General features: G+C 39.6%; 20 protein-coding genes. 12 read left to right on the forward strand and 8 right to left on the reverse strand.

Annotated elements, in window-relative coordinates; genetic code table 11:
* The first annotated feature begins 11 nt into the window (after positions 1–11).
* The 9 genes from secE (at position 12) to IWX76_RS10965 (ending at position 11,717) form a co-directional block, all read left to right on the forward strand.
* The gene (secE, locus tag IWX76_RS10925; RefSeq protein WP_196859913.1) at positions 12–203 is read left to right on the forward strand and encodes a preprotein translocase subunit SecE; all 192 of its coding nucleotides are present in this window, start codon (positions 12–14) and stop codon (positions 201–203) included.
* An 18-nt stretch (positions 204–221) separates the two neighbouring features.
* Positions 222–764 carry a transcription termination/antitermination protein NusG gene (nusG, locus tag IWX76_RS10930; RefSeq protein ID WP_196859914.1) on the forward strand — a complete coding sequence of 181 codons (543 nt, stop codon included), beginning with the start codon at positions 222–224 and terminating at the stop codon, positions 762–764.
* 64 nt (positions 765–828) lie between these two features.
* Positions 829–1,272 carry a 50S ribosomal protein L11 gene (rplK, locus tag IWX76_RS10935; RefSeq protein WP_037443979.1) on the forward strand — a complete coding sequence of 148 codons (444 nt, stop codon included), beginning with the start codon at positions 829–831 and terminating at the stop codon, positions 1,270–1,272.
* 23 nt (positions 1,273–1,295) lie between these two features.
* On the forward strand, positions 1,296–1,994 hold the full coding sequence (gene rplA, locus IWX76_RS10940) for a 50S ribosomal protein L1 (protein WP_196859915.1): 699 nt from the start codon (positions 1,296–1,298) through the stop codon (positions 1,992–1,994).
* 2 nt (positions 1,995–1,996) lie between these two features.
* A complete protein-coding gene (rplJ, locus tag IWX76_RS10945) occupies positions 1,997–2,518 on the forward strand; it encodes a 50S ribosomal protein L10 (RefSeq protein ID WP_196859916.1) in 522 nt (173 codons plus the stop codon).
* A 64-nt stretch (positions 2,519–2,582) separates the two neighbouring features.
* Positions 2,583–2,957, forward strand: coding sequence for a 50S ribosomal protein L7/L12 (gene rplL / locus IWX76_RS10950; RefSeq protein ID WP_196859917.1), 375 nt, complete (start codon positions 2,583–2,585; stop codon positions 2,955–2,957).
* A gap of 155 nt (positions 2,958–3,112) precedes the next feature.
* Positions 3,113–6,916 carry a DNA-directed RNA polymerase subunit beta gene (gene rpoB, locus IWX76_RS10955; protein ID WP_196859918.1) on the forward strand — a complete coding sequence of 1,268 codons (3,804 nt, stop codon included), beginning with the start codon at positions 3,113–3,115 and terminating at the stop codon, positions 6,914–6,916.
* 76 nt (positions 6,917–6,992) lie between these two features.
* Positions 6,993–11,282 carry a DNA-directed RNA polymerase subunit beta' gene (gene rpoC, locus IWX76_RS10960; protein WP_196859919.1) on the forward strand — a complete coding sequence of 1,430 codons (4,290 nt, stop codon included), beginning with the start codon at positions 6,993–6,995 and terminating at the stop codon, positions 11,280–11,282.
* 120 nt (positions 11,283–11,402) lie between these two features.
* Positions 11,403–11,717 (forward strand): DUF3467 domain-containing protein, encoded by a 315-nt coding sequence (locus IWX76_RS10965; protein ID WP_196859920.1) that lies wholly within the window; start codon positions 11,403–11,405, stop codon positions 11,715–11,717.
* On the opposite strand, the gene miaA is transcribed toward IWX76_RS10965, so the two are convergent.
* The 6 genes from miaA to IWX76_RS10995 form a co-directional block, all read right to left on the reverse strand.
* Entirely contained in the window at positions 11,714–12,622 is a 909-nt protein-coding gene (gene miaA, locus IWX76_RS10970; RefSeq protein WP_196859921.1) for a tRNA (adenosine(37)-N6)-dimethylallyltransferase MiaA, read from the reverse strand. The genes IWX76_RS10965 and miaA overlap by 4 nt on opposite strands.
* A gap of 6 nt (positions 12,623–12,628) precedes the next feature.
* A complete protein-coding gene (locus tag IWX76_RS10975) occupies positions 12,629–13,279 on the reverse strand; it encodes an IS1096 element passenger TnpR family protein (protein ID WP_196859922.1) in 651 nt (216 codons plus the stop codon).
* A gap of 55 nt (positions 13,280–13,334) precedes the next feature.
* Positions 13,335–14,738 carry a CCA tRNA nucleotidyltransferase gene (locus IWX76_RS10980; RefSeq protein WP_196859923.1) on the reverse strand — a complete coding sequence of 468 codons (1,404 nt, stop codon included), beginning with the start codon at positions 14,736–14,738 and terminating at the stop codon, positions 13,335–13,337.
* Between the two features lie 61 nt (positions 14,739–14,799).
* On the reverse strand, positions 14,800–15,366 hold the full coding sequence (locus IWX76_RS10985; protein WP_196859924.1) for an L-threonylcarbamoyladenylate synthase: 567 nt from the start codon (positions 15,364–15,366) through the stop codon (positions 14,800–14,802).
* Between the two features lie 8 nt (positions 15,367–15,374).
* Positions 15,375–16,502: a glycosyltransferase family 4 protein gene (locus tag IWX76_RS10990; protein WP_196859925.1), complete on the reverse strand. Its 1,128-nt coding sequence runs from the start codon at positions 16,500–16,502 to the stop codon at positions 15,375–15,377.
* Positions 16,503–17,321, reverse strand: a complete 819-nt coding sequence (locus IWX76_RS10995) for a 2,3,4,5-tetrahydropyridine-2,6-dicarboxylate N-succinyltransferase (RefSeq protein WP_196859926.1) — start codon at positions 17,319–17,321, stop codon at positions 16,503–16,505.
* Positions 17,322–17,397: 76 nt separating this feature from the next.
* On the opposite strand from IWX76_RS10995, the gene IWX76_RS11000 reads away from it, so the two are divergent.
* A complete protein-coding gene (locus tag IWX76_RS11000; RefSeq protein WP_196859927.1) occupies positions 17,398–17,796 on the forward strand; it encodes an RNA-binding S4 domain-containing protein in 399 nt (132 codons plus the stop codon).
* Here the strand turns inward: IWX76_RS11000 and IWX76_RS11005 are convergent, their stop codons facing one another.
* Together IWX76_RS11005 and IWX76_RS11010 are read right to left on the reverse strand one after the other, a co-directional pair.
* Positions 17,797–18,282: a nucleoside deaminase gene (locus IWX76_RS11005; protein WP_196859928.1), complete on the reverse strand. Its 486-nt coding sequence runs from the start codon at positions 18,280–18,282 to the stop codon at positions 17,797–17,799.
* Between the two features lie 69 nt (positions 18,283–18,351).
* Positions 18,352–18,951 (reverse strand): OmpH family outer membrane protein, encoded by a 600-nt coding sequence (locus IWX76_RS11010; protein WP_196859929.1) that lies wholly within the window; start codon positions 18,949–18,951, stop codon positions 18,352–18,354.
* Positions 18,952–19,171: 220 nt separating this feature from the next.
* Between IWX76_RS11010 and gyrB the strand changes: the two genes are divergently transcribed.
* Complete coding sequence (gyrB, locus tag IWX76_RS11015) at positions 19,172–21,130, forward strand: DNA topoisomerase (ATP-hydrolyzing) subunit B (RefSeq protein WP_196859930.1); 1,959 nt, start codon at positions 19,172–19,174, stop codon at positions 21,128–21,130.
* Positions 21,131–22,261: 1,131 nt separating this feature from the next.
* Positions 22,262–22,852, forward strand: coding sequence for a DUF3267 domain-containing protein (locus IWX76_RS11020; RefSeq protein ID WP_196859931.1), 591 nt, complete (start codon positions 22,262–22,264; stop codon positions 22,850–22,852).
* The last annotated feature ends 6 nt before the right edge of the window (positions 22,853–22,858 follow it).

The raw sequence follows: 22,858 nt of genomic DNA on the forward strand, positions 1-22,858 counted from the left end.
AATACTAGAATATGGCTAAGGTAGTTCAATTTGTTAAAGAATCATATGAAGAGATGACCCAGAAGGTTACCTGGCCATCATGGGGGAGTTTATTAAATTCTGCTGTGTTGGTGTTGGTGTCTTCGTTTATCGTTGCAATCGTAATTTTTGCAATGGATAAGGGCGCTACATTTATTTTAGATACTTTTTATAAATCACTGTAAATATATATATATAGCTAAATGAACGATCAGTTAAAATGGTATGTAGTTAGAGCTGTAAGCGGTAAAGAGAAAAAGGTAAAGCAATATATCGATTCTGAAATCAGTCGTTTAGGTTTTTCACATCTGGTTCCACAGGTATTGATTCCGATGGAAAAATACTACCAGATGAAAGACGGAAAAAAGATTGCAAAAGAACGCAACTTTTATCCGGGATATGTATTGATCGAAGCTGCTTTAGATGGTGAGATCGAACATATTATAAAAGGAATTAACAGTGTGATTGGATTTTTAGGCGACAAAGGGGGTAACCCGGTTCCTATGCGTCAGGCTGAAGTTAACCGCATTTTAGGTAAAGTTGATGAGATGAGCCAACAAGGCGAAACGATGAACATTGCTTATTATGTTGGAGAGAACGTTAAAGTAATGGATGGACCTTTTAATGGTTTCACCGGCGTGATTGAAGAAGTTAACGAAGAGAAAAAGAAATTGAAAGTTATGGTGAAGATCTTTGGTCGTAAGAGTCCATTGGAACTGAACTATATGCAAGTAGAAAAAGAATAATAAGACCTTAAGTGTTACATGCTTCCATATTTAACATTGAGTATTACAATTAACAAAACAGAAAATGGCAAAAGAAGTCAGTGCGCTTGTTAAATTACAAATCAAGGGTGGAGCCGCAAATCCATCACCACCAGTAGGACCTGCATTGGGTGCTAAAGGGGTGAACATTATGGAATTTTGCAAGCAATTCAATGCTCGTACCCAAGATAAGCCCGGTAAAGTATTACCAGTTGTAATTACTGTTTATGCTGACAAGTCTTTCGAATTTATCATCAAAACCCCTCCTGTAGCCATCCAGTTAAAAGATGCTACGAAATTAGCGAGTGGTTCTGCTGAGCCCAACCGTAAGAAAGTTGGTTCGGTGACTTGGGATCAGGTTAAGTCGATTGCTGAGGATAAGATGACAGACTTAAATGCCTTCACTATCGAGTCGGCAATGAGTATGGTTGCCGGTACAGCACGCAGTATGGGAATCACCGTTAGCGGTGACGCACCCTGGACAAATTAATTAACAAAAAACAGTTTACAACAGTGGCTAAATTAACAAAAAATCAAAAAAAGGCACATGCTAAACTAGAAGTCGGTAAAACGTATTCTTTATTGGATGCGGCTGCTTTGGTAAAAGAGATCACTACAACTAAATTTGATGCTTCGGTTGATATCGACATCGCTTTAGGCGTAGACCCACGTAAAGCCAATCAAATGGTTCGTGGTATCGCGACTTTACCTCACGGCACTGGTAAAACTGTACGCGTTTTAGTACTTTGTAATCCTGATAAGGAAGAAGAAGCTAAAGCAGCAGGTGCAGATTTCGTAGGTTTAGACGAGTATGTAGCCAAGATTGAAGGTGGATGGACAGATGTTGACATTATTATCACTACTCCTGCTTGTATGGCAAAAGTAGGTAAACTGGGCCGCGTTTTAGGTCCACGTAACCTTATGCCAAACCCTAAATCAGGTACTGTAACCAACGAAGTTGGTAAAGCAGTTACTGATGTAAAAGGTGGGAAAATAGATTTTAAAGTTGACAAAAGTGGTATCATTCACGCTTCGGTAGGAAAAGTATCATTCCCAGCAGAAAAAATATATGAAAATGCTTTAGAAGTAATTCAAGTAATTTCAAAATTAAAACCTTCTGCTGCAAAAGGAACTTATTTTAAGAGCATTCATGTTTCTTCAACAATGAGTCCTGGAATAGCTATCGAACCTAAATCAGTAGCGGGGGCATAATTATGAACAGAGAAGAAAAACACGAACTAGTTTTAGCTCTTCAAGAGAAAATGCAAGAGTTTGGCAATTTTTATATTGCTGATACTTCTAGCTTATCTGTTGAAAAAATCAATAATATCCGTCGCAAATGTTTCGAAAGCGGGATCGAAATGCAAGTAGCTAAAAATACTTTGATCAGAAAAGCGATCGAAGGATTAGAAGGCGATGCATCAGAGATCTTTACAGCGCTAAAAGGTCAGTCAGCATTATTATTTTCAACTACAGGTAACGGACCAGCTAAGCTGATCAAAGCCTTGAGAAAAACATCTGACAAGCCGTTATTAAAAGGTGCTTACATTGATACAGCAGTATATGTTGGCGATAACCAATTAGATGCATTAGTAAGCTTGAAATCAAGAGAAGAGCTTGTTGGCGATATCATTGGATTATTACAATCACCAGCTAAAAATGTTGTTTCAGCGCTTAAATCTAGCGGTGGTAAAATTGCAGGAATTGTTAAAACTCTTCAAGAAAGAGAAGGTTAAGGAACGCCTTATAAGTTCATAATAAAATAAATTATTTTTACGTAAATTTTTAAAATCTATAAAAATGGCAGATTTAAAAGCGTTTGCTGAGCAATTGGTAAACTTAACAGTTAAAGAAGTTAACGAATTAGCTCAAATCCTTAAAGACGAGTATGGTATTGAACCAGCTGCTGCTGCAGTAGCTGTTGCAGGTCCTGCTGGTGATGCAGCTCCTGCAGCCGAAGAAAAAACTACTTTTGATGTAATTTTGAAAGAAGCTGGTGGTGCTAAATTAGCAGTTGTTAAACTAGTAAAAGACTTAACAGGCCTAGGCTTGAAAGAAGCAAAAGAACTAGTTGACGGTGCACCAAAAGAATTGAAAGCTGGTGTTACTAAAGACGAAGCTGAAGGTTTGAAAAAACAATTAGAAGAAGCTGGAGCTGTAGTTGAAATTAAGTAATCACTTAATTTTAATATAACTTTATCATAGACTCCGACTATTACAGTCGGAGTCTATACCTGTTTATAAACATTTCATTTAGTTTGGCTGATGAAGTGATGTTAGCGGCAAACCAAACAAATAGTTTATTCTTAAAGTAAATTAACTTTAGTCCATTGGCAAATAAAGTCGACCAAAGAGTAAATTTTGCACGTAGTAAGCATATAATAGATTACCCAGATTTTCTAGATGTGCAGTTGCAATCATTCAGAGAATTTTTTCAGATCGAAACTACTTCAGATAACCGTCATACAGAAGGTTTGTTTAAAGTATTTGCTGAGAATTTTCCAATCACGGATTCCAGAAACATTTTCGTTTTGGAGTTTCTTGATTATTTTATTGATCCACCCCGTTATGATATACCTGAGTGTATTGACCGTGGATTAACTTATAGTGTTCCGTTAAAAGCGAAGCTTAAGCTTTCGTGTAATGACGCCGAGCACGAAGATTTTGAAACGATTATTCAAGATGTATATTTAGGTACCATACCTTATATGACCCCTAAAGGTACATTTGTGATTAACGGTGCAGAGCGTGTAATTGTTTCTCAATTACACAGGTCGCCAGGTGTGTTCTTCGGCCAAAGCCGTCACACGAATGGTACCAAGCTTTATTCTGCCCGTGTGATTCCTTTCAAAGGTTCTTGGATTGAGTTTGCTACAGACGTGAACAACGTGATGTATGCTTACATTGATCGTAAGAAAAAATTCCCAGTGACCACCTTATTGCGTGCTATTGGTTATGATTCTGATAAAGACATCCTTGAATTGTTTGATTTAGCTGATGAGGTTAAAGTAAGCAAGTCTGGCTTGAAAAAATATATCGGACGTAAACTGGCTGCAAGGGTATTAAGAAAATGGGTTGAAGATTTTGTAGATGAAGATACCGGTGAGGTAGTTTCTATAGATCGTAACGAAGTAATCTTAGACAGGGATACTGTTTTAGAAGATGAACATGTCGATATGATCATTGACGCGGGTGTAAAAACCATCATCTTATCAAAAGAAGATGGCGCGAGTCAAGCTGATTATACCATTATATATAATACTTTACAAAAGGATACTTCTAACTCTGAAAAAGAGGCTGTAGAAAACATCTATCGTGCTTTGCGTAACGCAGAACCACCTGATGAGGAAACAGCAAGGGGTATTATCGAACGTTTGTTCTTCTCGGATAAACGTTATGACTTAGGTGATGTTGGTCGTTACCGCATCAACCGTAAGTTGAAAATGGATACGCCAGACCATGTGAAGGTATTAACCAAAGCAGATATTATTGCAATTGTTAAGTACCTGATCAAATTAATCAACTCTAAAGAAGAAGTGGATGATATTGACCACTTATCGAATCGTCGTGTACGTACGGTAGGTGAGCAATTATACGCTCAATTTGGTGTTGGTTTGGCTCGTATGGCACGTACCATCCGTGAAAGGATGAACATTCGTGACAACGAAGTGTTTACACCGACAGATTTAATTAATGCCCGTACTTTATCATCGGTTATTAATTCCTTCTTTGGAACGAACCAGTTATCGCAGTTTATGGATCAAACGAATCCATTGGCAGAGATTACTCACAAACGCCGTCTATCGGCTTTAGGCCCAGGTGGTCTATCGCGTGAGCGTGCAGGTTTTGAGGTTCGTGATGTTCACTATACGCACTACGGTCGTTTGTGTACCATTGAAACACCAGAAGGACCAAACATTGGTTTGATTTCATCTCTTTGTGTTCACGCGAAGATTAATAATTTAGGATTTATTGAAACTCCATACAAGAAAGTAATTGACGGTGTGGTTGCTGTAGATGAGCCGGTTATTTACCTTTCTGCTGAAGATGAAGATGGAAAAACCATTGCACAGGCAAATGCATCTTACGATGATCAGGGTAACTTTACCACTACACGTGTTAAAGCACGTTACGAAGGTGACTTCCCGGTTATTGAGCCTGAGAAATTAGATTTAATGGACGTTGCGCCGAATCAGATTACTTCGATTGCAGCTTCATTGATTCCTTTCTTAGAGCATGATGATGCCAACCGTGCCTTGATGGGATCAAACATGCAGCGCCAGGCCGTGCCTTTATTGCGTCCGGAAGCGCCAATTGTTGGAACAGGATTGGAAGGACGTGTTGCACGTGACTCCAGAACGTTGATCAATGCAGAAGGAAACGGTGTTGTTGAATATGTAGATGCTAACGAAATCACTATTAAATACGAAAGAAATGACGGCGATCGTTTGGTTTCTTTCGAGGGTGACAGCAAAACATACAGATTAATAAAATTCAAAAAAACCAACCAGAATACTTGTATTAACTTAAAACCTATCGTTAAGAAAGGTCAGAAAGTAACAAAAGGACAAGTACTTTGTGAAGGTTATGCTACCGAAAATGGTGAACTGGCTTTAGGAAGAAACTTAAAAGTAGCTTTCATGCCTTGGCAAGGATATAACTTTGAGGATGCGATCGTAATAAATGAACGTATTGTTAGAGATGATATCTTTACTTCGTTACACATTGAAGAGTTTGAATTGGAAGTTCGTGATACTAAACGTGGTGAAGAAGAGTTAACCTCTGATATTCCTAACGTTTCTGAAGAAGCGACTAAAGATTTAGATGAAAACGGTATCATTCGTGTTGGTGCAGAAGTTAAAGAAGGTGATATCCTTATCGGTAAGATCACACCTAAGGGTGAGTCTGATCCTTCGCCGGAAGAGAAATTACTTCGTGCAATCTTTGGTGATAAAGCCGGAGATGTTAAAGATGCATCTTTAAAAACGCCACCATCTATAAAAGGTGTTGTTATTGATACTAAATTGTTCTCCAGAGCTAAGAAAACTACAAAAGCGGAAGAGAAATCTGCGATTGAGAAATTAGACAAGAGATATAGCTTAGCTGTTGAAAACCTTAAAAACGAATTGGTTGATAAGTTGTTCCAGATTGTAAATGGTAAAACATCACAAGGTGTTTACAATGTTTACAAAGAACTGCTTTTCCCTAAAGGTGCTAAATTCAGTCAGAAAAGTTTAGCTGACCTGGAATATGCACACATCAATCCATACAAATGGACTACTGATGAGGATAAAAACGACCAGATCAAATTGTTGTTGCACAACTATGGTATTCGTGTAAACGAAGAACTAGGTGCTTACAAACGTGATAAATTCGCTATTAGTGTAGGTGATGAATTGCCTTCAGGTATTGTTCAAATGGCTAAAGTTTATGTTGCTAAGAAACGTAAACTGAAAGTTGGTGATAAAATGGCTGGTCGTCACGGTAATAAAGGTATTGTTGCCCGTATTGTACGTGATGAAGATATGCCTTTCTTAGATGATGGAACTCCTGTTGATATCGTGTTGAACCCACTGGGTGTGCCTTCACGTATGAACCTTGGACAGATCTATGAAACGGTATTGGCTTGGGCTGGTCAAGAATTAGGTGTTAAGTTTGCTACACCGATTTTTGATGGTGCAAAACATGATGAAGTGGAAGAATGGATTGCCAAAGCTGGTGTTCCTGCATCTGGAAGAACCTATTTACATAATGGTTTAACAGGTGAGAAATTTGATCAGCCAACTACAGTTGGTATTATCTACATGTTGAAATTAGGCCACATGGTTGATGATAAGATGCACGCCCGTTCAATCGGACCGTACTCTTTAATTACTCAACAGCCATTAGGTGGTAAGGCTCAATTCGGTGGTCAGCGTTTTGGTGAGATGGAGGTTTGGGCTTTAGAGGCATTCGGTGCTGCTAATATCCTACAAGAGATCTTAACCGTTAAATCTGATGATGTTATCGGAAGAGCAAAAACTTACGAAGCGATTGTAAAAGGGGAGAACCTGCCTACACCAGGCGTACCAGAATCATTTAATGTATTGGTACATGAGCTACGCGGACTAGGTTTAGATATTACGTTAGACTAATTGTTTTAGGTTATAAATACGGCGTGGTGTTTAACATCACGCCGCATTTAAACTTAAGACTTACAAATAAAAAGATATGTCTTACAAAAAGGATAATAAATTAAAAAGCAACTTCACTTCTATTACCATCAGTTTGGCTTCACCTGAGGCTATTTTGGAGCGTTCTAGTGGGGAAGTGTTGAAACCTGAAACCATCAATTACCGTACCTACAAACCTGAGCGTGATGGTTTGTTCTGTGAGCGTATTTTTGGTCCGGTTAAGGATTACGAATGTCATTGCGGTAAATACAAACGTATCCGTTATAAAGGTATTGTTTGTGATCGTTGTGGTGTTGAAGTAACGGAAAAGAAAGTACGTAGAGAGCGTATGGGACACATCAATTTGGTGGTTCCTGTTGCGCATATCTGGTATTTCCGCTCCCTGCCAAACAAAATCGGTTACTTATTAGGTTTACCAACCAAAAGATTAGATTTGATTATTTACTACGAACGTTATGTAGTTATTCAAGCTGGTTTAATGGAGGAAGAAGGTATCCAGTATATGGATTTCCTAACCGAAGAGGAATACTTAGATATTCTTGATAAGTTGCCTAAAGAAAACCAATACCTTGATGATAAAGATCCTAATAAATTCATCGCCAAAATGGGTGCTGAAGCATTAGAGGATTTGTTAAAACGTATTGATTTAGATACTTTATCTTACAACCTACGCCACCAGGCGGCTAACGAAACTTCTCAACAACGTAAAAACGAAGCTTTAAAACGCTTACAAGTTGTAGAAGCTTTCCGTGGTTCAAGATCTCGTATCGAGAATAACCCAGAGTGGATGATCATCAAGATTGTTCCGGTTATTCCACCAGAATTGCGTCCGTTAGTTCCTTTAGAAGGTGGTCGTTTTGCGACTTCAGATTTAAATGATCTTTACCGTCGTGTAATTATCCGTAACAACCGTTTAAAACGTTTGATCGAAATCAAAGCGCCAGAAGTTATCTTGCGTAATGAGAAACGTATGTTACAGGAAGCTGTAGATTCACTTTTTGACAATTCACGTAAAGTGAATGCAGTGAAAACTGAAGGTAACCGTGCTTTGAAATCTCTTTCTGATATCTTGAAAGGTAAACAAGGTCGTTTCCGTCAAAACTTATTAGGTAAACGTGTGGATTATTCTGCTCGTTCTGTAATTGTTGTAGGTCCTAACCTTAAATTACATGAATGTGGTTTACCTAAGGATATGGCTGCAGAGCTATTTAAACCGTTCATCATTCGTAAGATGATTGAAAGGGGTATCGTTAAAACAGTAAAATCTGCTAAGAAAATTGTAGATAGAAAAGACCCTTTAGTTTGGGATATTTTGGAAAATGTACTGAAAGGTCACCCTGTATTACTGAATCGTGCACCTACGTTGCACAGGTTGGGTATACAAGCTTTCCAACCTAAATTAATTGAAGGAAAAGCGATACAATTACACCCATTAGTATGTACTGCATTTAATGCGGATTTTGATGGTGACCAGATGGCAGTCCACTTACCTTTAGGTAATGCTGCAATTTTGGAAGCCCAGGTTCTGATGTTAGCTGCACACAATATTTTAAATCCAGCGAATGGTACGCCTATTACGGTACCATCTCAGGATATGGTTTTGGGTCTTTATTATATTACTAAAGGCCGTAGAACTGATGCAGACAGGGTAGTTAAAGGACAAGATTCTATTTTCTATTCTCCTGAAGAAGTAATCATTGCTTACAATGAGAAGAGCATCGATCTTCACGCATTTATTAAAGTTAAGGTAAATGTTAAAGAAGAAGATGGAGCGATTGTTAGTAAATTAGTAGACACCACAGTTGGTCGTGTATTATTTAACCAGATGGTTCCTGCTGAAGTTGGTTTCATCAATGAGTTACTAACTAAAAAATCACTTAGAGACATCATTGGTCATGTGGTAAAAATTACCGGTATGGCACGTGCAGCACGTTTCCTTGATGATATCAAAGAATTAGGTTTCCAAACAGCCTTTAAAGGTGGTTTGTCGTTCAACTTGCAGGATGTTAATATTCCAGTAGAGAAAACTGCTTTATTAGAACAAGCTACTGCAGAAGTTGAAGAAGTAAGGAATAACTATAACATGGGATTCATTACCAACAACGAGCGTTATAACCAAATTATCGATATCTGGACTCGTATCAATAACCGCTTAACATCATACGTGATGACGCAGTTATCGAGCGATAACCAAGGTTTCAACTCTGTTTACATGATGTTGGATTCTGGAGCCCGTGGTTCGAAAGAGCAGATTCGTCAGCTATGCGGTATGCGTGGTTTGATGGCTAAGCCTCAAAAATCAGGTTCAGGTGGTGAGATTATTGAAAATCCAATTCTATCAAACTTTAAAGAAGGCTTATCCGTATTAGAATACTTTATTTCTACCCACGGTGCGCGTAAAGGTTTGGCGGATACGGCGTTAAAAACAGCTGATGCGGGTTACTTAACTCGTCGTTTGCATGATGTAGCGCAGGATATGATTGTTAATTCTCCTGATTGTGGTACGTTAAGAGGTATGTATACTACTGCCCTTAAAGATAACGAGGATATCGTTGAGCCGTTATACGACAGAATTTTAGGTCGTACTTCGCTTCATGATGTTTTCAATCCACTTGATGGTGCATTACTAGTTGGTGCAGGTGAAGATATTGACGAGGATGTTGCTAAAGCAATTGAGCAAAGTCCGATCGAAGGTGTTGAAATTCGTTCTGTATTAACTTGTGAAAATAAAAGAGGTGTATGTGCACTTTGTTATGGACGTAACCTGGCATCTGGTAAACGTGTTCAAAAAGGTGAAGCTGTTGGTGTTATCGCTGCACAGTCAATCGGTGAACCGGGTACACAGTTAACCTTACGTACTTTCCACGTGGGTGGTACCGCTTCCAACATTGCGGCAGAATCTCAGATTCTTGCGAAGTTTGACGGGGTAATCGAATTCGAAAATGTTCGTACAGTAGAAAACATTAACGATGACGTTGCTAACGAGATTGTATTAGGCCGTTCAGGTGAATTCAAAATTGTTGAGCCTAATTCAGGAAAAATCCTGATGACCAATAACATTCCATACGGATCATTCTTATATGTTACGGATGGTGCTACGGTAACTAAAGGCGATAGGCTTTGTTCATGGGATCCATACAATGCGGTAATTATCTCTGAGTTTGCTGGTAAGATTGAATTTGATGCAATTGTAGAAGGTGTTACCTTCCGTGAAGAATCAGATGATCAGACTGGTCACCGTGAGAAAGTAATTATCGATACACGTGATAAAACTAAAAATCCTTCTGTAAGGGTTGTAGATAAAAAAGGTGAATTGATCAGGGGATACAACATTCCAGTTGGCGCACACATTGCGGTTGACGAAGGTGATGCAGTAAGAACTGGTCAGATCTTAGTAAAGATTCCTCGTACCACAGGTAAAACCCGAGATATTACGGGTGGTTTGCCTCGTGTAACCGAGTTATTTGAAGCACGTAACCCTTCAAACCCTGCTGTAGTAACAGAGATTGATGGTGTGGTGACTTTAGGTGGTGTGAAACGTGGTAATCGCGAAATCACCATTGAATCAAAAGAAGGTGAAGTTAAAAAATACCTGGTTCCATTGTCTAAACACATCCTTGTTCAGGATAATGACTTTGTAAAAGCAGGTATGCCATTATCTGATGGTTCAATTTCTCCGGCTGATATCTTGAAAATCAAAGGCCCGGCTGCTGTACAGGAATACCTGGTTAACGGTGTGCAAGAGGTTTACCGTTTACAAGGTGTAAAAATTAATGATAAACACTTTGAAGTAATTGTGCATCAAATGATGCAGAAAGTTCATATCGTTGATCCAGGAGATACTATTTTCTTAGAAAATAACTCTGTTGATCGTTGGGACTTTATGATTGAAAACGATGAGATCTACGACAAAAAAGTTGTTGTTGAGGCAGGTGATTCAAACACAGTGAAACCAGGTCAAATTCTTTCTTTACGTAAATTAAGAGATGAAAATTCTCAGTTAAAACGTAAGGACATGAAACTGATTGAAGTTCGCGATGCAAGACCAGCTACAGCAAGTTCTATTTTGCAAGGTATCACCCGTGCTTCATTAGGAACTAAATCATTCATCTCTGCTGCTTCCTTCCAGGAAACTACAAAAGTGTTAAACGAGGCTGCAATTGCAGGTAAACGTGATAGCATGCTTGGATTGAAAGAAAACGTTATTGTTGGTCACTTGATTCCTTCAGGTACTGGTGTACGTGGCTATGAGAAAATCATTGTAGGTTCTCAAGAAGAGTATGATAAATTATTAGCCTCGAAACAAGAAGAAGAAGTAGAAGCTTAATAAATAACATTAATGGAAAGTCCCTCGACAGTAACGTTGAGGGACTTTTTTTATGACTCCGTTTTTCTTAAAATTTTGTTTGAATGATGATCCTAGCGATTAATAACTTAGTTTTGTGTTATGGAAGAACAAAATAACGATAACCAAATTCAGATTGAGCTATCTGAGGAAGTAGCTGATGGCATATTTTCTAATTTAGCCATTATCACCCATTCCAATACCGAGTTTGTTGTCGACTACATCCGGGTAATGCCAGGCGTAGCGAAGGCCAAAGTGAAGTCAAGGATTATCCTTACCCCTGAGCATGCAAAACGATTTGCGGCAGCCCTGGTAGAGAATATAGAAAAATATGAAGCTATAAATGGTAGAATTAAGATGCAGCCTGATGCGGCTAATATCCCGATGCAATTTGGCGGTCCGAAAGCACAAGCTTAAAGTCGCGATTCCACATAACTAAGGATTGCAGGATAGTCATTTGGTTGAAACCAGGTGGTTTCCGGATCCTTGCGGAACCAGGTAAGCTGCCTTTTAGCAAACCTACGGGTATTTTGTTTAATGGCATCTACGGCTTCATCCAGTGATGATTTACCATCCAGGTAATCAAATAATTCCGTGTAACCTACGGTGTTGAGTGCATTCAGGTGTCGGTAAGGTAACAATGTTTCCACCTCCTTTAGTAAACCCTCGTTCATCATCAGGTCCACGCGGTGATTGATACGTGCATATAATTGGGCACGATCTGTATTCAGGCCTATTTTAATCTGATTAAATGGCCTTTCTTTTTTGCTGTTGGTTTGGTATACACTGAGTTTTTCTCCGGTAGACAGGAAGAATTCCAGTCCACGAATCATTCTCTGCGGGTTAGCCTGGTCTACCCGTGCATAAAATTCAGGATCAACTTCTGCTAGTTGCTGTTTTATGGCTTCTATGCCTTCTGTAGCAAATCTTTCTTTTAGTGATGCCCGAATATTCAGGTCTGTATCAGGCAGTTCATCCAAGCCATTGCAAACCGCATTAATGTACAATCCAGAACCGCCAACCATGACTAGTTGTTCATGGTTGTGAAACAAGTCATCCATTTTTGCCAAGGCCTGGTTCTCAAAATCACCAGTACTAAAGAAGGTATTAATGCTGTGCGAATTGACGAAATGATGAGGTACGGCGGCTAATTCCTCCAGAGAAGGTTTAGCCGTACCGATATCCATTTCCTGGAAAAATTGCCGTGAGTCGGCAGAGATAATTTCTGTAGAAAAATATTGGGCAAGATCTATGGCCAGGGCAGTTTTGCCAATTGCCGTAGGCCCCACCACGACCAACAGATTTTTCTTTATAGCTGACATCAAGTGTTAGTAATCGTCGTCCTTACCACCGTAACCCTCGTCTTCATAATCATCGTCGTCGCCAAACTCATCTTCCTCTTTTTCCTCCTCTTCATCCTCAGGTTTTTCCTGTTCATTAATGCCGGTTCCACCCATGGCTTCCAGTTCTTCTGTATCTTCCGGTACAAAATCAAGCTCATTCAGGAAATCAAATTCATTAGGTGCTGAGGCAACGGCTGCTGCCATGGCTTCAGGGTTATTTTTATCGAAGATTTTAGGGGCTACACCAACGCTTTTAAATACGTAGGGGTATTCGATATTCGGATCGGTTTCCAGGATGATTTTAATCAGCTCCACATGGAAATCGTAAGGACGGTCAAAGTTGTAGATATAGTAGAATTTCTGATGAGGATCATCAATCAGGCTACTTAGTTTTACATTTTCCATTAAACGCACGCCACGATCTACCTTACGTTGGTTTGGAAGGTAAGCAATTTCGTCTCCTTTTATCCAATGATCGGTACTAACATAAAAAGAAGAAGACTTTTCCGGGTCATATCCAGTAGAGCGATGAATTGCACGGTGTAAATCGTCAAATTTCTGTGTAGACTTGATGTCAATCTCTCTAACCACTTCATCAAAATCCTCAAAACTTACTTTAAATCTATAAATTGCCATTGGAGCCCTTATTGCGTTATAAAATTAAATAATAATATATATCCTTTGTTATGTTTTATTCTTTTGGCCTCAGGCCATATTCCTCTGCTTTCTTTAGCATAAATTGTACCGCTTCATCATAGGAATTTTTTATTTCACCTTCCAGAATAGCTTCTCGGATGGCGTTTTTGATTAAGCCAACTTCCTTGCCTGCACCAAGGCCAAAATAGTTCATGATGTCGTTGCCAGAAATTGGCGGCTGCCAGTTTCTAATTTTATCACGCTCTTCTACATCCTTCAACTTCTGCTTAACCAATTCGAAGTTGTTTCGGTATTTTTTTACCTTATACTCGTTTTTTGTGGTTACATCCGCATTGCACAGGGTCATCAGGCTTTCAATATCTTCACCAGCATCAAAAAGTAAACGCCTTACCGCCGAATCCGTGACCACTTCTTGTGCCAAAACAATGGGCCGTAAATGAAGCTGCACTAATTTCTGCACATACTTCATCTTTTCATTCATTGGCAGTTTCAGCTGGGTAAAGATCTGTGGTACCATACGTGCGCCGCGATCTTCGTGACCATGGAATGTCCAGCCATGACCTTCTTCAAAACGTTTAGTTGCCGGTTTGGCAATATCGTGTAAAATAGCTGCCCAACGTAACCAAAGATCATTGGTATGTAAAGCAATATTGTCCAGCACCTGTAAAGTGTGGTAAAAGTTGTCTTTATGTCCTTTCCCATTAATCACTTCAACCCCATACAGGTTTGCCATTTGCGGGAATATGATTTCTAACAAACCCGTATCAAAAAGGTAGTTGAAACCAACAGAAGGAATAGGAGATAGGATAATCTTATTCAACTCATCGGTAATACGTTCTTTAGACAGGATAGCCACGCGGTCCTTTTGTTTGGAAATAGCTTTTAATGCCGCTTCATCTATATTAAAGTTAAGCTGGGAAGCGAAGCGGATGGCCCGCATCATGCGCAGCGGATCGTCGGAAAAAGTGATTTCCGGATCGAGTGGTGTTTTAATTAAACGTTCATCAAGATCGGCAACGCCTCCAAAAGGATCAACCAATGCGCCATAGTTGGCTTCGTTTAAAGAAATAGCGAGGGCATTGATCGTAAAGTCTCTGCGCAGCTGGTCGTCTTTAATGGTGCCATTTTCTACAATTGGCTTCCTCGAGTCGGCACGATATGATTCCTTGCGTGCACCTACAAACTCTATTTCCAGGTCTTTATATTTCAGCATCGCTGTGCCAAAATTCTTAAACACCGCAACTTTTGTTTTTAGCTGTTTACCAACCGCTTCGGCAAATTCAATACCATTGCCTAACACCACAATATCGATGTCTTTAGAAGGCCTGTGCAAGAAAAGATCACGTACATAACCACCGATTACATAAGCTTCGCTATTATTTTGTGCAGCAACAGCGGCAAGCATTTTGAAAACAGGATGGTTTAATTGTTCTTTCATAGGTATTGCCCGGGAGTGTAGTTTGGGCTAAACGATTAAATTTGTGCAAAAGTAGTAAAAGTTACCTTCTAATAAAGGAAAATTGACCACTGGGGCCTAATTTCATGATGGTTGAAGGTTTCTTGGGCGTTCTTGATTCCTGTTCCCAATCCACCACATAATCTACAGCGGCTAAAATGTCAGCATCGATTTCATCAAAGAAAGCCGGTGAAGGCTGGCCAGAAATATTTGCAGAAGTAGAAGTAATGGGTTTGCGGAAACGTTGTATCAGTGGGGTACAGAACTCATGGTTCACCACCCTGATGCCTACACTGCCATCGGCATTAATTACATTTTTAGCCAGGTTCTTTGCACCCGAAAAGATAATGGTAAGTGGGTTTTCTGCAAATTCAATTAAGTCGTAAGCTACATCAGGTACCTCAGTCACATAACTTTGCACTTTGCTATCAGTATCCAGGAGAATGATAAAGCTTTTATCTGCAGGGCGGCCTTTAATTTCGTTAATTCTGGCTACTGCTTTCTCATCTGTGGCATCGCAACCCAGACCCCAAACGGTATCTGTGGGATAAAGAATTATACCACCCGCTTTTAATACGGCCAGTGCTTTATCAATTTCTACTTTTAACATGGTGCAATTTACCTATTTATAGTTTTTAAATAACAAGCCATTAACTGTTTCGCCAGTATTTCATTATCAAAACGTCGTACATACTGTAGTCCTTTTTCAATCATTTGTGCTTGCAGCGCTTTATTTTCCAGTACGCGGTTAACTTGCAAGGTAAGTTCTTCCGCATCGTAAGGCGAAATATAAATACTGTCGGGCCCACCGGCTTCTTCCAGGCAGGATCCTGTGGCAGCAATAACGGGAGTGCCGGAATATAACGCTTCAATAATGGGGATGCCGAATCCCTCATAAAGTGAGGGGTATATAAAAACCCTGGCCAGCTGATAGAGGGAAGGGAGATCAGCAAAGGGCAGACCTTCCAGAAAGATGACCCGATCTGTTAAACCAAGCTTTTCCAGCTCTTGCTTAACTAATGACGCATAGGCCTGCGGTTTACCAACCACAACCAATTTGAAGTCTTTATCAATATTTGGTAATGCTTTAATTAGCAACAACAGGTTTTTGCGCGGTTCAATGGTTCCTACAATCAGCAAGAACTTATCGGGTAATTTATATTTCTCGGCTACCGCGATTCGGGCGGCTAATGGAGCTGATTGTTTGAAAGAATCGTCGCAGCTTTGATAAATGACTTCTATTTTTTTGGGATCAATGTGGTAATATTCAATAATATCCTGGCGTGTACGCTCACTAATGGCAATAATGCGGTCGCTGTGTACACAGGCATACTCACTTTTGCGGTTATAGATATAGCGGTCAATTGCTTTATAATATTGAGGATAGCGCAGGTAGATCAGGTCGTGTATGGTCACTACCGTTTTCACCTGTGATGAGGCAGATAAGCCTATGGGGATTTCCTGACTCAAACCATGAAACAGATCGATCTGGTCTTGGTAAAGTTGTTTTTTGATGCCGAAACTTCGCCATAACAGTTTAATGGCGCCGGGTAAGGGTAGCTTTAAACGGACCGCCTGTGCCGAGCAAAAAGTAGCAATTTGCGGTTTATCCTTTACTTTAGGGGTGTAAACAAAATAGTGGTTTTGAGGGAAAAAGGTAAACAGTTGCGCAATCAAAGCACGGCTATAGTTTCCTAAACCCGTCAGGTTATTCGCTGCTCTTTTTCCATCAAAACCAATATTCATTTATACAGCAACATTATTATCCCTTAATGCATCATTAAGCGAGGTTTTTTTGTCGGTAGATTCTTTACGCTGACCAATAATCAAGGCGCAAGGAACCTGGAAATCTCCTGCCGGGAAAGATTTAGTGTAACTTCCTGGAATCACAACGGAACGTGCCGGAACAATACCTTTATATTCAATTGGCGTGCTGCCAGAAACATCAATAATTTTAGTAGATGCGGTTAATACCACGTTTGCGCCTAATACAGCTTCACGTTCTACCCGAACACCTTCCACCACGATGGCTCTTGAGCCGATGAAACAGTTGTCTTCGATAATTACAGGCGAAGCTTGTAAAGGTTCTAATACACCACCAATGCCAACACCACCGCTTAAATGAACATGTTTACCAATTTGTGCACAAGAGCCAACAGTGGCCCAGGTGTCAATCATGGTACCCTCATCAACGTAAGCACCAATATTCACATATGATGGCATTAAGATCACACCTTTTGCTAAAAAAGCGCCGTACCTGGTTACCGCATTGGGTACTACACGCACACCAATTTCTTTATAATTGGTTTTAAGCTTCATTTTATCATGGTAAGTAAATGGACCTACCTTGATCTCCTCCATTTGTCTGATTGGGAAATAAAGAATAACGGCTTTTTTAATCCATTCGTTCGTTGCCCATGAGTTCATAACCGGTTCGGCTACACGTAACTCTCCACGGTCCAACTGCATAATTACCGTTTCAATCGCTTCACAATATTCTGTATATTCCAGTAAACTTCTGTCGTCCCAGGCGGCTTCGATTAACTTTTTTAGTTCTGTTATCATGATAATTTATAATTTCCCACAAAATAAATGAAATTAATGTATCCAGCGGTGTTTTCTTATGTAAATTTGAATATTTATGGCTGAACAGGAAAAATTAAGGATAGATAAATATTTATGGTCCATCAGACTTTTTAAAACACGCAGCATGGCAACCGAAGCCTGTAAAGCGGGTAAAGTGAAGTTGAATGGACAGAATATCAAGGCTTCGGCGATCGTAAAACCAGGCGACGTTTACCAGGTATCTAAGGGGATTGAAAAGAAAATTATTGAGGTTGTGGAGCTGCTCCACACCCGTGTAGAATCTAAAATTGCGGTCACCAAATACAAAGACCTGACGCCGGAAGAGGAAACACATGCCTTTAAATCGGCTTTTCATGGTTCTGTGCTCACCCGCGACCGTGGTACCGGGCGGCCAACTAAAAGAGACCGCCGGGAAATTGACGACTTAACCGAAAATCGATTTGAAGAAGATTAGTTAGTAATCGGTTTTCATGGCCGATTGTTCCCAAAGCTTGAATGCCTGCTGGGCTTCAGATCGTAATAATTGTGTAATCGGCAGGCTTCGTTGTTCCATAGGTTTCTCCAGCTCTTCGTAAATAAAATGATCATCAAAACCTATTTCGGCGGCATCTACCTTGGTATTTCCGTAATAAATGGTGCCAATGCGCGACCAGTAGATGGCACCCAGGCACATGGGGCAAGGTTCACAACTGGTATAGATTATACATCCTGTTAAGTCGAAAGTTTGAAGTGCTGCACAGGCCAGGCGAATGGCCGATACTTCTGCATGGGCAGTAGGGTCGTTGCTGCTGGTTACCAGGTTACCACTTTGGGCAACCACCTGGCCATCTTTAACCACCACGGCACCAAAAGGACCACCAATGCTTTCCAAAACATTTTGTTCTGCCAAAGAAATTGCAATACGCATAAATTCTTCGTGTGTAGACTGTTTATTCTCCATATTCATCTTAAATCTTGTCACAAAAAAAATGCCCCGAATCTCAGGGCATTTTAAATTTATCTGAAATTATTATTTCTTCTCTGGTTTATAAGCTGCATTTAAGCCTACAATCACTTCGCTGGTTACGTCTAAACTCTCATCAGCAAATAGAATAGCACTGTTACCTTTTGAATAAGTAAGCACCATTTTATAGCCTTTTTTCTTAGCGTATTCTTTTAGGTAATCAGCAACTTTATCATACAATTTTTCTTGCTCAGTTGCTTGCTCACGTTGTAAAGCAGCACCAGCATTTTGCTGATAGGTTTGTAATTCTTGTTGTTTACGCGCTAAACGCTCTTCAGTAGAAGCTCTTTGATCAGCAGCTAAAGTAGGCTGTTGTTGTTGGTATTGCGCTACTTCTCTTTGGAACGCCTGTGTTTTAGAACCCATATCTGCTTGTGCAGATTTTGTTTTTGCTTCTAATTTAGTCTGTAAGTCTTTGAAATACTGGTATTTCGTTAATAAAGAGTCAGAATTAACATACACAATGGCTTCTTTAACAGCTACGGTAGCTGAGTCAGATTTAGTTGTAGTTGCAGCTGCGTTTTCTTTATCCTGGCAAGAAGCCATAACAGAAACTATAGCAATGGCAGTCGCAAGACCGCTTAATTTTAGCGTGGTGGTTTTCATCTATATATTTATTAATCTATGCGTTTAGCAGTGTTTCTGCAAATCTTTACAAGGCTTTAAGGTCGGTAAATTTTAGCAAATATAAAATTTCAAATTAAGTATCCTAAAAAAGAGTGATTTTTACGGGGGTTTATGCGGTTTTTACGTCAAATAGTTATCCACATGTGCATTCATTTGTGCTTAAATCGTTATTTTTGTCTTTAAATATTCAATGACATATATGAACGAAGAACAAGATTCAAAGTCAAATTATTCGGCAGATAATATACAGGTTTTAGAAGGATTAGAAGCGGTGCGTAAGCGCCCTTCTATGTATATAGGCGACACGGGAACCAAAGGTTTACACCATTTGGTTTACGAGGTAGTAGATAATTCGATTGATGAAGCCTTAGCAGGTCATGCGGATACGATTCAGGTAAATATCCTGAAAGATAATTCCATCCGTGTGGAAGATAATGGCCGTGGTATTCCTACGGGCATCAATACTAAAGAACAAAAATCAGCCCTGGAGATTGTAATGACGGTATTACACGCTGGTGGTAAATTCGATAAGGATACTTATAAAGTATCTGGTGGTTTACACGGTGTTGGGGTAAGTTGTGTGAACGCCTTGTCTACACACCTGAAAGCAGAAGTACACCGTGAGGGTAAAATCTGGGTACAGGAGTATAATATTGGTAAACCGTTATACGAGGTTAAATCCATTGGTGAAACCGATAAAAGAGGTACCATTGTTACCTTTACACCTGATAAGACGATCTTTACACAAACTACAGAATATAAGTACGACACTTTAGCCGCGAGGTTAAGAGAATTGGCTTATTTGAATAAAGGAATTAAACTGACACTTACCGACGAACGGGAAGAAGATGAGAACGGCGACTATAGCACCGAACTTTTCCATTCTGAAGGTGGCTTGAAAGAGTTTGTGCAGTTCCTGGATGGCAATCGTCCTTCAATTATCGAACAACCTATCTATGTAGAGGGCATTAAAAACGGTATTCCTGTAGAACTGGCCTTGCAATACAACGACAGTTATGCAGAGAATGTGCATTCTTATGTAAATAACATTAACACCCATGAGGGTGGTACACATATCGCTGGTTTCAGAAGAGGCTTAACCCGTACGCTGAAAGCCTATGCCGAGAAATCTGGTCTGTTAAAAAACCTGAAAATTGAAATTACAGGTGATGACTTTCGTGAAGGGCTAACGGCTGTTATTTCTGTTAAAGTTCAGGAGCCTCAATTTGAAGGCCAAACAAAAACCAAGCTGGGTAACACGGAGGTGATGGGTGCCGTAGATATCGCAGTTGGTGAAGCATTAAACAATTACCTGGAAGAAAATCCAAGAGAAGCCAAGCTGATCATTAATAAGGTGATTATTGCCGCTACAGCTCGTTCTGCAGCGCGTAAAGCCCGTGAAATGGTACAGCGTAAGAGTGTTATGGGTGGATCGGGTTTACCGGGTAAACTTGCCGATTGCTCTGACAGTGATCCGGAAAAATGCGAAATCTACCTTGTCGAGGGAGATTCAGCGGGTGGAACGGCCAAACAAGGTCGTGACCGTAACTTCCAGGCTATCCTTCCCCTGAAAGGTAAAATCCTGAATGTGGAAAAAGCCATGGAGCATAAGATCTACGAAAATGATGAGATCAAAAATATGTTTACTGCTTTAGGGGTAAGTATTGGCACACCAGATGATGACAAAGCGTTAAATATCACTAAACTTCGTTACCACAAGATCGTGATCATGACGGATGCGGATATTGATGGTTCACACATTACCACATTGATTCTGACTTTCTTTTTCCGTTACATGAAAGCATTAATTGAAGCGGGATATGTTTACATCGCTGCGCCGCCTTTATACCTGGTTAAAAAAGGTAAAGAGCAGGAGTACTGCTGGAATGATCAGCAACGCGATATCGCTGTGCAACGTTTAAAAGGTGCTGGTAAAGAAGAAAGTGTACATATCCAACGTTACAAAGGTTTAGGGGAGATGAACGCAGAACAATTGTGGGATACTACATTGAATCCTGCCAACCGTACTTTATTGCAGGCAACCATTGAAAATGCAGTGGAATGCGATCGTACCTTCTCTATGTTAATGGGTGATGAGGTGGCACCACGCCGCGAATTTATTGAGCGTAATGCAAAATATGCGAAAATTGATGCTTAATTAATAGTTATTTTTTATCTTGGAAAGGCCGGTTCATTAATAAAGGATCGGCCTTTTTTGCGCACAGGAATTTGCTGGCGCAGGGAGTAAGTTTGCAGGATTTAGCAAGTTTAAGCCTTAGCATAGATATCAGTTACTATAATAGATGACTATGGATATTATAAAAGTCCGAAGCTTTGGGTTTTCCTTGTATTTAATTTATAAAATGTCTCATTCTTAGACGCACCTCTTCTGCACCTCCTTCGCACCTTGTTTCACAAATCTGAACCCAGGTGCAACTGAGAAGCGACTAACGTACGCGCAAAGAAAGGGGGGATGATAGCGTAAAGCCAAAGCCTGGTTTTAGGATAGGCGTATTAATAGTAAATTGTTAGGGGGCTTGGGTAAATGATAAAAGGAGTCTGTGTGAAACACAGCTCACTGAATTGCTATGATCTAGAACAAATCAAAGTCTAATTAACATTGTTGCATGTCAAAGACTTCAGGTAATTATGATGGTACTAGTAAAAGGTATCCAGAGACGGATATTAAGACAAGGAGTATAGCTACATTTAAAACAAAAGATTTTTTGCTGATTTCTCTATCTTTATACTTTTTCCAATTTTTGGACACCACAATAATAATTACTGTAACTAATATTGGAATTAAGGCGGCGTTTACCATTAAGTAAGTTAATTTATTATTTTCTTTGGTCTCTGGAACTAATATAATGATTTGACATACAAAGTAATCATTCTCCTAAGAGAATATCCCGCTGCTTACTAATTTCTTGTCAAAATCCCTCTTTTTTAATTATTTACTGTTAGGAAACGAATGTACAAAGAAATCCCGCTAATTGGAATTAAGGGATTGAATATGTGCGTATTAAAAACCACGGTCTTAATATATTTGTGTTCAAAACACAACTATTAAAATGCAAAGCCTAACATGATTGAAGCCACTATATTTCGGTTGCTGTAATTACCTTCTGATGGGTCTAAATTGCTTAGTCCGAAACCATAATTTACCCCTATATTAAGACCGTTTTTTAATTCATAACCTGCCAAGTGCTTTCTAATGATGATCTCATTTACCGGAGGATTTCTGTTTAAATGATGATCGAAAATTATAGGATTATCTTTAATTTTAAGAATGGAATCACAGGACATTGTTGGATTTAGAAAAGAAGAGCTTACTATTGATATGGCGAAGGCGCAGCTGTTGTCGTTAATTTACTTTTTTCCTTGCGCAATTGCATTAGGCCTGCCTTTTTATTTCATCTGGGCAGCAGATTATAATTTGCAAACGATCATTGATTTAGTACCAAAAGGCATAGGTGTTGGCGGCGCCATGTTTTTTATATGCGCAGTATTGATGGGCGGCATTGTTTTACATGAACTCCTTCATGGAGCCACTTTCGCCCTTTTTGCAAAACACGGTCTTAAGTCTATCAAATTCGGTGTGATGTGGGCATTTTTAACACCATATTGCCACTGTAAAGAACCTTTGCTGGTTAAATATTATATCCTCGGGGCCTTAATGCCAGGGCTGGTGATGGGAATAATGCCAATGGCATTAGCCTTAATGACCGGTAACCTTTTTGTATTTGCATTTGGACTGTTTTTCACCTTAGCCGCAGGCGGCGATTTCATGATGGTTAATTTATTAAGAAAAGTAGACTTCAATGTGTTAGTGCATGATCATCCTTCCAAGATTGGCTGTTACCTTTATACACCGGTTTAAAATACA

The organism is Pedobacter sp. CAN_A7 (assembly GCF_015752175.1).
Taxonomy (GTDB): domain Bacteria; phylum Bacteroidota; class Bacteroidia; order Sphingobacteriales; family Sphingobacteriaceae; genus Pedobacter.